10 protein-coding genes and 1 pseudogene are annotated in these 11,732 nt (G+C 71.5%); 6 read left to right on the forward strand and 5 right to left on the reverse strand.

What is annotated here, in order from left to right:
- Positions 1-174 precede the first annotated feature (174 nt).
- Entirely contained in the window at positions 175-597 is a 423-nt protein-coding gene (locus BX286_RS33770) for a hypothetical protein (protein ID WP_123995951.1), read from the forward strand.
- 223 nt (positions 598-820) lie between these two features.
- Here the strand turns inward: BX286_RS33770 and ligA are convergent.
- A pseudogene (gene ligA, locus BX286_RS33775) lies at positions 821-2,892 on the reverse strand (NAD-dependent DNA ligase LigA).
- 197 nt (positions 2,893-3,089) lie between these two features.
- Between ligA and BX286_RS33780 the strand changes: the two are divergent.
- Positions 3,090-3,431, forward strand: a complete 342-nt coding sequence (locus tag BX286_RS33780; protein ID WP_079423341.1) for a HopJ type III effector protein — start codon at positions 3,090-3,092, stop codon at positions 3,429-3,431.
- Positions 3,432-3,516: 85 nt separating this feature from the next.
- Here BX286_RS33780 and BX286_RS33785 read toward each other — a convergent pair whose 3' ends face one another.
- Entirely contained in the window at positions 3,517-4,509 is a 993-nt protein-coding gene (locus BX286_RS33785) for a GlxA family transcriptional regulator (RefSeq protein ID WP_121017425.1), read from the reverse strand.
- Positions 4,510-4,561: 52 nt separating this feature from the next.
- Here BX286_RS33785 and BX286_RS33790 point away from each other — a divergent pair, with 52 nt between their 5' ends.
- Entirely contained in the window at positions 4,562-4,957 is a 396-nt protein-coding gene (locus tag BX286_RS33790; protein ID WP_079423337.1) for a cupin domain-containing protein, read from the forward strand.
- 103 nt (positions 4,958-5,060) lie between these two features.
- On the opposite strand, the gene BX286_RS33795 is transcribed toward BX286_RS33790, so the two are convergent.
- Entirely contained in the window at positions 5,061-5,501 is a 441-nt protein-coding gene (locus BX286_RS33795) for a VOC family protein (RefSeq protein WP_121017426.1), read from the reverse strand.
- A 366-nt stretch (positions 5,502-5,867) separates the two neighbouring features.
- Positions 5,868-6,701 carry a hypothetical protein gene (locus BX286_RS33800; RefSeq protein WP_121017428.1) on the reverse strand — a complete coding sequence of 278 codons (834 nt, stop codon included), beginning with the start codon at positions 6,699-6,701 and terminating at the stop codon, positions 5,868-5,870.
- Between the two features lie 207 nt (positions 6,702-6,908).
- On the opposite strand from BX286_RS33800, the gene BX286_RS33805 reads away from it, so the two are divergent.
- Positions 6,909-7,883: an SDR family oxidoreductase gene (locus BX286_RS33805; protein ID WP_121017815.1), complete on the forward strand. Its 975-nt coding sequence runs from the start codon at positions 6,909-6,911 to the stop codon at positions 7,881-7,883.
- A 312-nt stretch (positions 7,884-8,195) separates the two neighbouring features.
- Positions 8,196-10,169 carry a translation factor GTPase family protein gene (locus BX286_RS33810; RefSeq protein WP_187344253.1) on the forward strand — a complete coding sequence of 658 codons (1,974 nt, stop codon included), beginning with the start codon at positions 8,196-8,198 and terminating at the stop codon, positions 10,167-10,169.
- A 180-nt stretch (positions 10,170-10,349) separates the two neighbouring features.
- Here BX286_RS33810 and BX286_RS33815 read toward each other — a convergent pair whose 3' ends face one another.
- On the reverse strand, positions 10,350-10,559 hold the full coding sequence (locus tag BX286_RS33815) for a SpoIIE family protein phosphatase (RefSeq protein ID WP_121017430.1): 210 nt from the start codon (positions 10,557-10,559) through the stop codon (positions 10,350-10,352).
- A gap of 391 nt (positions 10,560-10,950) precedes the next feature.
- On the opposite strand from BX286_RS33815, the gene BX286_RS33820 reads away from it, so the two are divergent.
- A complete protein-coding gene (locus BX286_RS33820; protein WP_121017431.1) occupies positions 10,951-11,607 on the forward strand; it encodes a DUF5701 family protein in 657 nt (218 codons plus the stop codon).
- Positions 11,608-11,732 lie beyond the last annotated feature (125 nt).

The following is an 11,732-nucleotide window of genomic DNA, read 5'->3' on the forward strand; positions in this document are numbered from 1 at the left end:
GAGCCGTACAGCCCGCTTGACCAGCGACAGCGCAGCCCGCAGCCGCTTGTTCCAGCCCGGCTGCTTCGGCACGAAGGTCCCGAACCCCGTGCCGTGTTCATGCCATCGATGTCATAATCGGACGTTGTGTGGACAACGCTTGCGCCGCTCATCGGCGTCCTACTCGGCGGGCTCATGTCGATGCTGGCCCAACGCTCGGCAGGACGCGCCTTGGAACGCGGCGAGGCGCGCCGCAGTGTCCGTGAACTTGCCGAGGCGCGCCGCAACGAGCGGCTCACGCACCTCATCGCATTTCTGTCTGCGGTGCAGGAAGCAGAACGAGTCGCGGTGGATCGGTATCACCACAACCTGGCTGACGAGCAGTGGCAGGCCCGGGCAAGGCAGGTCATTGACAGGGTGTGGGTGACGCAGAAGACGATCCACGTACTGTGCGCGTCCGAGGTCAGCGAAGCGGCACGCAGCCTCGCGTGGGCAGTACAGGAGGTGATCAGGAAGGGCCCCGAAGACTCGGGAGAGCCACAGGATGAGAAGGTCTGGGCGCACATCCATCCGAGCCGACAGGCATTCCTTGATCTCGTGCGCGACCAGCTAAGTTGAAGCCCCGGGGAGGGATTCGGCAGCTGCCGTGAGCGGCCCGGGACAAGCAGGACCAGCTCCGGCCCCCCTGGTGCGGCGAGCGTCATCTACTTCGCCGGCTTCTCGAGGGACGCAAAGCCCGCCTTGGCGCAGGCAGCATGCATGTCCACGGGCCAGCAGCACGCCATCGAATGGCCCCTTGGCCCATCGGCAAGCTGAGCACGATCACTTCGGAATGACTCGTCTAGGCGGTGGGGAGGAGGCCGGCGACGAGGGCGGCGAATTCCTCGGGGCCGAGGATGCGGATGCCCAGTTCTTCGGCCTTGGCCCGCTTGGAGCCGGCCTTCTCGCCCACCACCAGGAGGGTGGTGCGCTTGGACACCGACGACGACGCCTTTCCTCCGGCCCGCTCGATCAGCTCGTTCATCTCGTTACGGGACAGTTCCGCAAGCGGGCCGGTCATGGAGCCGGTCACCACGACGGCCTGCCCGGCCAGCGGCCCGGCCGCCGCGCCGCCCGCCGGCCCGTCCGCCGGGTCCTCGCCGTCGTTCGCCCCGGTCGCGGGCTTGTGCTGCGGCTCGGTGACCTGCGTGCCGACCCGCTGGGCCTGGAGTTTGTCGAGGAGCGGGGCGAGTTCGGCCAGTTCGGCCGCGATGACGCGGGCCTTCTCGGTGCCGATGCCGTCGACCCCGGCCAGCGTGTCCGCGTCGGCGGCACGGATCGCGGCCATCGAACCGAAGTGCGCGGCGATCCGGCGGGACATGGTGCGGCCGGTGCCGCGGACACCGAGCGCGCAGAAGACGCGGCTCAGTGCCGCCCCGCGGGCGGTCTCGATCGCGGCCAGGAGGTTGGCGGCGCTGGTCTCACCCATCCGCTCCAGACCGAGGAGCTGCTCGCGGGTCAGCGTGAACAGGTCGGCGATGTCCTTGACCAGGCCGGCCTCCACCAGCTGGACCGCCCGCGTGCCGCCAAGGCCTTCGATGTCGAGCTGGTCGCGGCCGGCCGCGTAGATCACCGAGGCCACGGCCTGACAGCCCCGGCCGCGCACGCACCGCCAGCGCTGCTCGGAGGTGTCGATCGCGTCGCCGCAGCGCGGGCAGGCCTCGGGGAAGGCGACCGGGGTCTCTGCGCCGGTCCGCTGGTCGGCCAGCGGCGCCTCCACCCGCGGGATCACATCCCCGGCCCGGTACACGAACACCTGGTCGCCGATCATGAGCCCGCGGCGGGTGATGTCGGACGGATTGTGGAGCGTGGCGTAGGTGACCGTCACCCCGTCGATGACCACGGGCTCCAGGACCGCGCGCGGGGCGATGATCCCGGTCCGGCCGACGTTCCACTCCACCGCCAGCAGCCGCGTCACCTTGTGTTCGGCCGCCAGCTTCCGGGCCACCGCCCATCTCGGGGCGCGCGAGCCGTTGCCCGCCTGCCGCTGGTCCTCGGCCGAGTCGGCCTTGACCACGACCCCGTCGATCCCGAACGGCAGGCCGGCGCGCAGGCCGGCGATCACGTCGATGCGTTCCTGCACCTGCTCCAGGGTCTCGCACCGCACCGGGGCGGCGGCCGTGCCGGCAGCCGTGTGCGCGCCGAGCGCGGCCAGCTTCTCCAGCAGCGTGAGGTGGCCGAGGTCGTCCAGGCCGATCGCGCTGTAGGCGAAGAAGGTGAGCTCGATCCGGTAGGGGCGGTCCTTGGCCCGCAGGGTGCCGGCCGCTCCGCTGCGCGGGTGCGCGAAGGGCGTGGCATCGTGGGCGAGCCGGATCCGGTTGGCCTCCTCGAACTGCGCGGTCGTCAGCAGTACCTCGCCGCGCAGTTCGACGTCGACCGGCTCGGTGAGGACCGGCGGCAGACCGAGGACGGCGTCCGCGGCGTGGGTGATGTCCTCGCCGGCCAGTCCGTCGCCGCGGGTGAGGAGCTGGACGAGCCGGCCGCCCCGGTAGCGGGCGGCCACGGCGAGACCGTCGAGCTTGGGCTCCACGCACCACCCGGCCACCGGGCGCCCGAGGCGCCGTTGCAGAGCTGCGGCCCATTCGGCGAGCCCGTCGGCGTCGAAGACGTTGTCGAGGGAGAGCATCGCCACCGAGTGCGGCACGTCCCCCTGCACGGCCCCGCCACCTTCCCGGCCGGCGACGCGGCGAGCACCTCGTCCGGGTGGGCCTCCTCGTAGGCCGCGATGGCGCGCAGCAGCCCGTCGTACTCGTCGTCCCCGAGCGGGGTGGTCCCGTCGCCGTAGTACGCGGCCGACGCCGCGAGGGCGGTGGTCACGGCCTCCGCGTAGGCGACAGGGGAGAGCAGGGCACTGTTTTCGGTCATGAAGGTCATCATGCTGCCCGGCACTGACAATGCCCCTGCGGCGACCCCGCCCTGCTCACCCGGGCCGCGACCGCCTCTCGGCGGATCGCACAATCTCACATCGTGACCTGCGGAGATGCCGCTCGTTACCCGTCGGCCCCAAGGGCGGTACTGTCGTCCGGTCACGGACGGCAACCGGTCGTCCGTCCAACCCCGAGGGAACCGACATGACTGATCTGAACTCGCTGCGGGCGAGCCTCGCGTCGGGTGAGCACGAGTTCGCCGACACGCTGGCCTTCATCGCGGCGCACTACGACTATCAGCCGCAGGCGTTCCGCAACGGGGAAGCCGAAAACGCCGCGGGCGAGAACGAGGGCTCCTGCAAGACCCTGGGACTGGCCCTGCTGGAGGGCCTGAGCGACCAGGAGGCGCTGCTGGCATTCGGCGAGCACTACCGCAGCGTGCTGGCGACCCCGGACGGCTCCGATCATGCCAACATCCGCAACCTGATGGCCCATGGCCTGGCCGGGGTGGCCTTCGAGCAGCAGCCGCTGGCACGCAAGAGCTGAACACCGACGGCACCGGCAGCGGGGCGAGCGCGGTGACCGCGCAGGCCCGAAGCAGGCTCTGGCTCAGCACCGGAGATCCCAGGTGTCAATTCGCCTCGGGCCCGAACCGGCGCTTGTATGCCGACGGGGTGATGCCGGTCTCGCGGCGCATCAGCGTGCGCAGATTGGCAGCGGTGCCGAGCCCGCTGCGCCGCGCTACCACCTCGAACCGGGACTCGCCTCGCTCGATCAAGCGGCACGCCAAGGCAAGCCGTTCCCCCGTGAGCCACGACAAAGGCGTGGTGCCCAGCTGCGCCTGGAACCGGCGGTGCAGCGTAGCCGGACTGACCCCCGCTCGTGCCGCTAGATCGGAAACGGTGAGCGGTGAGTCCAGCCGTTCCTGGGCCCAGGCCATGACGGGTGCCAGGGACTCGTCCGGCAGGTCGGGTATGGGACGCTCCACGAACTGCCGCTGCCCGCCATCCCGGTGCGCCGCGAAGACCAGGCGCCGGCTCACGGAGTTGGCGATCTCCGCGCCGTAGTCGCGGCGGACCACATGCAATCCGAGATCGAGGGCAGCCGCACTCCCGGCAGCGGTGAGGATGTCACCGTCGTCCACGAACAGCACGTCCGATTCGAGCCGGACGGCGGGGAAGCGAGCCCGGAAGGAATCCGCCCACTGCCAGTGCGCGGTGGCCCGCCGCCCGTCCAGGACTCCGGCCTCGGCCAGTGTGAAGGCGCCGCTGCAGAAGCCGACCAGGCGTGCACCACGGGAGTGTGCCCGGCGGATGGCATCGAGCACGGCAGGGCGGCGGGGCACTTCGGTGTCCGGGCGGTTGGGGACGATCAGGGTGTCCGCCGAGTCGGCCGTTTCCAGGTCGGCGACTCCCGTGAGCGTGAAGAATCCGTCTCGCATCAGGGTGCGGGGCTCGGGGGAACAGAGCCTGAAGTCGTAGAGATCACGGCCGATCTCTGGTCTGCGCAGGCCGAAGACCTCGGTCGCGCAGCCGAGCTCGAAGGGGTTCGAGTTCTCGTCCACGATCACGACGACCCGGTGTGCGCCCGCCGTCTGAGCGGCGTGCGAGGATTCTTTCGGCATGTGCAATTCCTAGCACTCACAGCTGCCGTGTGAAACGGCTCAGGATGATCCCATGAGCAGCGAACCCATCGTCCTGAGCAAGGCTCTGGCCTCATTCGACGCCTTGTGGAGCCCCCGCATCGTCACGCGCGTCAACGACTACGACGTCCGCATCGCCAAGGTCGAGGGCGAACACATCTGGCACGTCCACGACGACACCGACGAGTTCTTCCTGGTACTCGACGGCGAACTGCACATCTCCTTGCGCGAGCCCGCCGGGGAGCGCACGGTCCTGCTCCCCCAGGGGGCGGTCTTCACCGTCCCCCGAGGCACGGAGCACAAGCCTTACGCCCCGTACGGAGCCGCCATCCTCATGTTCGAACCCACCGGGACACTCACCGTGGGCGATCGGCACGACGAGGTCCCAGACCATGTCGACTCAACGACCGGACACGCACTCAACAGCTGACCCGCCAGGCTTCGGACGCGCAACTGCCCATGGCGTCAGTCGGTCAGGACAGTCGCGTAGCGATGGCGGCGCCTGAGTGCCAAGGCCCGTGAGGCCGGACGGACTAGCTTCCGCCGAAGTCCGGGAGGGTGATCGAGCCGTCCTCGTTGAACGGGATCCCGGGATTGTGGGCGATTTCCCAGGGGTGGCCGTCGGGGTCGAGGAAGGTGCCGGAGTAGAACCCGACGGTGTTCACCGTCGCCGGCTTGGTGATGCGGCCGCCCGCCCGGTCCGCCGCCGCGAGCAGGGCGTCCACCTCGGCGTCCGAACGGACGTTGTGCGACAGGGCGATCCCGCCGAAGCCGGCCGCCGGTGCCGGTGTGGGCTTCAGGCCGCACTCGTCCGCGAGTTTGCCGCGGTCCCACAGGACGAGCCCCAGGCCGCCCGCCTGGAAGAAGACGGTCTCCTCGACCTCCTGGCCCCGCCAGCCCAGGGCCCGGTAGAAGGCCTTGGCGCGGGCGAGGTCGGAAACCCCCAGTGTGACCAGGGTGATGCGCTGTTCCATGGGGTCACCGTACGCCCGGAAGCGGGCGTGGGGCGGGACCTCGCGGGACCGTGGCTACTCGGCCGATGACAGTTCCCGGTCGATCTCGACGGCCGACCGCTGCCGGACGGCCCGCGCGAAGAGCTCGCGGATATCGGAGCGCTCCCCGTACGGGTACCGGACGTGCCAGTGCGCGACGACGTGCTCCAGGAGGTCGAAGCGGCCCGCGTTGGCGATCGTCGAGGCGGCTGGTGCAGTGTCCCGGCCCGTCCCTCCGGGCCGAGCGCTTCGGCGACCTGCGCCGCGGCGCCCCTCCCGGCGTGCCGGAACAGCATGAGGAACGCCGGATCGGGACTTTCGACGTCTGGTGTGCTCACGTCACGAAACCTATCGGCCGAGGAGCGAGGCGAGTGTGATGCCGTACCGGGTGCGCAGGCGTCGTATCTCCCACAGGGACAGCGCGGTGACCGACAGCGGGCCGCCGAGCATGAAGGCGTAGAGCACCTCGGGCGGTGCGGCCACGTCCGGGCCGTCGAAGAGCTGGAAGCCGAAGAGGCACCACACCAGCAGGGGCGACAGCAGCGCCGGCAGCAGCTCGTGCACGTCCCCCGTACGGAAGCAGCTGTTCAACCCGACGACCAGGGCGACCAGGGTGAAGAGCACGGCGGCGACGAGGACGACGACGCAGACGAGGGCGAGCACGACGAACAGCAGCACGACCAGGAGACCGGTGAAGGCCGTGCCCAGGAAGGTGCCGAAGAGCCCGAAGGTGATGTCGTGCGGGCCCACGTCGTCGGGGGTGACGATGTCGCCGCTCAGGGCCGCCGTCATCAGCCAGATCACGCCCACGCCGAGGACCGGCGCGGCGAGCGCGAGCAGCGGTCCGAGCAGGCGGCCGGCGTAGAGGCGCCCCAGGGGTGCGCGGGCCAGGGCGATGCACAGGCCTATGCCGACGACGCCGGCGACCACGACGATGGCGCACCCGATCAGCAGCTCCTCCAGCTTGCCGAGCAGGAAGTCCTGGCGGCCCTCGCGCAGCGGGTAGGCCAGGATCAGCCAGGCGGTGGCCACCAGCCCCAGGGTCGTGCGGATGCGCTGCATCCAGGCGATGACCGGGTCCTCGACGCGGTCGGGCCCGGCGGGGCCGGCGAGCGCCCGGGCCGCCGTGACGGGGTTGGGAACGGAGCGGGCGTGCTCGCTCAGACGCTGACGGGTGATCAATGGGGTCCTCCGGAACGCGCGACGCGGGGAGCCCGCCTACCTGGCCGAGTTGGCATGCCCGCGTCCTTATTATCGTCGCAGCGACGATAATAAGCTACGGTTGATCATGCCCGAACCACCGGCCGGAGCCGGCTCTCGGGGGTCGGCAGTTTCGGGATCTCGGATTCCGGGGACGGCTGTCCCGGCAGGGCCGTGACAGGCCGATTGGTGACCAACGAGGAGACCGCCATCCAGAACACTCGGGACACCGAGCAACCCGCCCCGGCCGGTCCGCTCGCGGGGCGGATCGCGCTCGTGGCGGGCGCCACCCGCGGGGCGGGACGGGCCCAGGCCGTGGAGCTGGGCCGGGCCGGTGCGACCGTGTACGTCACCGGCCGCACCACCAGGGCCCGGGCCAGCGAGGTCGGCCGGACCAGCGAGACCATCGAGGAGACCGGCGAACTCGTCACCGCGGCGGGCGGCACCGGGATCGCGGTTCCCACCGACCATCTCGACGAAGCCCAGGTACGCGCCCTCGCCGAGCGGATCGACCGGGAACACGGGCGGCTCGACATCCTCGTCAACGACCTGTGGGGCGGCGAACACCTCATGGCCACCTCGGTGTTCGGGAAGAAGAGCTGGGAGACCCCGCTCGCCGACGGCCTGCGCATCCTGGAGCTCGGCGTGCGCTCGCACGTGATCACGGCGGCGCTGCTGCTTCCGCTGCTGATCCGCTCCGAGGCGCCGCTGCACGTGGAGGTCACCGACGGCACCGCGCACTCCAACCGCCGCTACCGGGAGAACATGTACTACGACCTGGCGAAGAACGCCCCGATCCGCCTCGCGTTCGGGCTGGGGCAGGAGCTGGCGGAGTACGGGGGCATGGCCGTCGCGGTCTCGCCGGGCTTCCTGCGCTCGGAGCAGATGCTCTCCCACTTCGGCGTGAGCGAGGAGAACTGGCGTGACGCGATCGCCCGGGAGCCGTCGTTCGCGATCGCGGAGTCCCCGCGCTACCTGGCCCGTGCGGTCGCGGCGCTGGCCGCCGACCCGGACCGCGCGCGGCGGTGGAACGGCAAGTCCAGCGGGGAACTCGCCAGGGTCTACGGGGTGACGGACGTGGACGGGAGCCGGCCGGACGCCTGGGCGTACTTCGAGGACGTCATCCACGGCGGCAAGGAAGGCACCCCGGACGACTACCGCTGAGGACCACCGACGGGAACCACCGCTGAGGACCGGCCCCTCATCCACCGGTGGAACGCCGGTAGTTGCCCTGCCCGCGGCGGCCCGCTCCGCAGAGTGAGGAGCGCGGCCCGTCGCCGGAGGCCGCGGTACCCGCCGCCTGGACGCCCGCGCTGACCGCCCTGCCGCTCGGCGCCGAAATTCCGTGGCGGCCTCGCCGCCGGGTATGCGAATGTGCCGGGGAAGACCCACTGCCCTCGAGGAGCCCACCGATGCGCCGACCGCTCATGTCCCCCACGAAAGGAACGATCACCCACCTGAAGGACATGACGCTCTGTGCACCCCACGTCACGCACGCTGAACCTGGGAATCCTGGCCCACGTCGACGCCGGTAAGACCAGCCTGACCGAGCGGCTGCTGTACGCGGCCGGGGTCATCGACGAGATCGGCAGTGTCGACGCCGGCAACACCCAGGCCGACAGCCTGGAAATGGAACGCCGTCGCGGTATCACCATCAAGTCGGCGGTGGTCAACTTCCCGCTCGGGAGCGGGAAGTCGGCGGTCTCCGTCAACCTGATCGACACCCCCGGTCACCCCGATTTCATCGCCGAGGTGGAACGCGTCCTCGGTGTCCTGGACGGCGCCGTGCTCGTCGTCTCCGCAGTCGAGGGTGTGCAGCCGCAGACCCGTGTCCTGATGCGGACGCTGAAGCGGCTCTCCATCCCCACCCTGCTGTTCGTCAACAAGGCCGACCGGCCCGGCGCCGACGACGCCCGGGTGCTGCGGGAGATCGAGCGCGAGCTCGCCGTGCCCGTCATCCGCATGGGACGGGTCACCGCCGGCATCGGCACGAAGGCGGCCCGCATCTCGGCGTCCACCGGGGGCGACGAGGCGTACACCCGGCACCTCCTCGACGTGCTCACCACCCACGACGACGACCTGCTCGGCGCCTACCTGGACCACGGAACCTCCCTCCCGTACGCGCGACTGCGGACGGCGCTCGCGGCACAGACCCGTACCGCGCGCGTGTACCCGGTCTACGTCGGCTCGGCGATCACCGGCGCCGGCATCGACGGCCTCGTCGAGGGCATCGGGGAACTGCTCCCCGCCGCCCACGGCGACCCCCACGGGCCGCTCTCGGCAAGGGTGTTCAAGGTGGAGCGCGGCCAGGGCGGTGAACGGATCGCCTACGTCCGGCTGTTCTCCGGCGAGCTCGGAGCCCGCGCACACGTTCCGGTCTCCGGCACCCGGCACAAGGTCACCGAACTGGCCGTCTTCGACCGCGGCAAGGCGGTGCGCCGACCGGTGGCGCGGGCGGGGCAGATCGCGACGCTGCGCGGCCTGCCGACGGTCCGGATCGGGGACGTGGTGGGCCGGGAGCCCGAGGGCCGCCCGTACGGCCGCGTCTTCGCGGCGCCCACCCTGGAGAGCGTCGTGGTGCCGGCCGACCCGGAGCGTACGGGGGACCTCCACACGGCCCTCGCCCAGCTCGCCGAGCAGGATCCGCTGATCGGCCTGCGCCAGGACCCGGACGGAGGGGAGCCGTCGGTGTCCCTCTACGGAGAGGTCCAGAAGGAGGTTCTCGCGGCCACCCTCGCCGAGGAGTACGGCATCACGGTCTCCTTCCGTGAGACGACACCCATCTGCGTGGAGCGCGTCACCGGGACGGGCGCTGCGTACGAGGTCCTCGATCACGAGGGGAACCCGTTCCTGGCGACGGTGGGGCTGCGGGTGGAGCCGGCTCCCGTCGGCAGCGGTGTGGTCTTCCGCCGGGAAGTCGAACTCGGCTCGCTCCCGCTGGGCTACATGCGGGCCGTCGAGGAGACCGTGTACGCAACCCTGCGGCAGGGCCTGTCCGGCTGGCAGGTGCCCGACTGCGCGGTGACCATGACCCACTCGGGCTTCTGCAGCATCCGCAGCACGGCCGGGGAGTTCAGGGCCCTGACGCCGCTCGTCCTGATGGCCGCGCTGCGCCAGGCCGGAACGGTGGTGCACGAACCGGTGCACCGGTTCCGCCTGGAGTTCTCGCAGGACGCGTACCCCGCGGTCGCGCTCGCCCTGGCCCGCCACGGGGCCCAGCCGGGCACTCCGGTGGCGGTGGGGGACGCGTACCTGGTCGAGGGCCATCTGCCCGCGGACCGCGTGCACGGCCTGGAGCGGGAGCTGCCCGAACTCACCAGTGGGACCGGCGTACTGGAGACGGCGTTCGCGCACTACCGCCCGTCCCGCACGCCGCGCGTCCGGGAACGCAGCGACCACAATCCGCTCAACCGCGAGGAATACCTCCTGCACGCGCACCGGAGGATGTGAGGGGAAGGTCCCACCGCCCGCCACCCCGATCAGCGGTCCCCGCGGACACGGTGGCGTCAGGAATCCGGTTCCGTCGCCTGAGCGGCCGTGGGGCCCTCGTTCCCGATGGTGCGGAGCAGGAGCAGGGCGGTGTCGTCCGTGTAGCGGCCGGGGGCCAGGCGTGGCGGATGAGGCGGTTGATCAGGCCGTCGAGGTCCTCGTCGCCGTGGCGGGCGACCTGCTCGGCGAGGTCGGCGGCCATGTGGCCGGGGTCGGTGTGCCGGGCACTTCCACGAGTCCGTCCGTAGAGAGCGCGAGGGTGCTTCCCGGCGGGAGGGACAGGTCGGTGACCGGGCACGGAGCGGCCATGTCGATGCCGAGGAGCGGGGCGGGGTCGAGTCGCCGACCCATACGAGGCGGTCCTCCCGGACGGCCTCGCTGACCGGAGCGGCGGTCACGAGCGGGATGCGGTGCCAGGGCCAGGCCACCTCCTCCGGAAGCCCGCAGGACACCGCCAGGCCGAGCGTCTGCGCGGCCTCGTCCAGCAGGCAGAGGACCCCCGCGGAGGCACCGGTCCGCTGCACGGCGCCCACCAGCGCGGCACCAAACGGCCCGGCCCCGCCGGGCCGCTCGTCGAAGCCGGGTACCGCAGCTCGAATAGCAGGACCACACGCTGACAAGCCGGACGGATCGCGCCGGTCCACCGGGGGTGTTCCCGGACGGCGTCCGGGAACAATGCGGCAGGCCGGCTCGTTGACGCGGGGCCGTTTCTCCGATCACGAAACGAGGGAGTGCCTTGCCGGTGCCCGAAACCGTTTCCGCTGCCGCCGTGCCCCTGCTTCCGCCGCTCGCCGCCCAGGCGGAGCGCCTGATCGACCTCGGGGTGGCCGAGCTCGCCGGGATGTCCGCCGCCGAGCTGCGAAGCTTCGCCGAGGACGCCGGGCCCGGGGACGGCAGCGCGCTGCTCGCCGTCCACCCGGACCGGGCCCCCGCCTCCGTGCTCGCACCGCTGCTGCGCCGCGAGGGCCAGCCGGGGTTCGTCGTCACCGACATGACCGATGTCGACCGCTTCGAACCCCACCACGCCGAGTTGCCCGACGCGCCTGTCTACCTCGTCCGCGGCCTCGATCGCGGCGACCGCATGGCCGCCTGGAGCCCGGAGGAGGCCCTGGCCGCCCTCGGCAAGGAGGGCCGCACCCCCCTCGTGCTGACCGAGGGGATCCACTGGCTGCTGCAGCGGCCCGAGGTGCTGGAGCGCAACCACTGCTTCATGACCATCGGCTCGCGGCTGCGCAAGGCCGACGGCACCCTGGACGCCCGCACCCCGGCGATCTGGATCAGCAACGGAACCGGGCGGGACGGCCGTGAGCGGCGCGACGCCCCCAAGGTGGGCTGGTGCTGGTGGAACAACCGGCACACCTGGCTGGGCTTCGGCTCGGCCACCGCCCGCCGCGCCTGAACCGCCGCTCCCGCCGTCAGGGCGTGTCCCTCGCCCCCGCCGCCGTCAGTGCCGGAGGTTGATCGTGAAGCGCCTCACGCCCTACCGATCGTTTCGGCGTGGATCGGGCCGCGAGCCCGGTCGGA

Source organism: Streptomyces sp. 3211.6, from assembly GCF_003634815.1.
Lineage (GTDB): Bacteria > Actinomycetota > Actinomycetes > Streptomycetales > Streptomycetaceae > Streptomyces > Streptomyces katrae_A.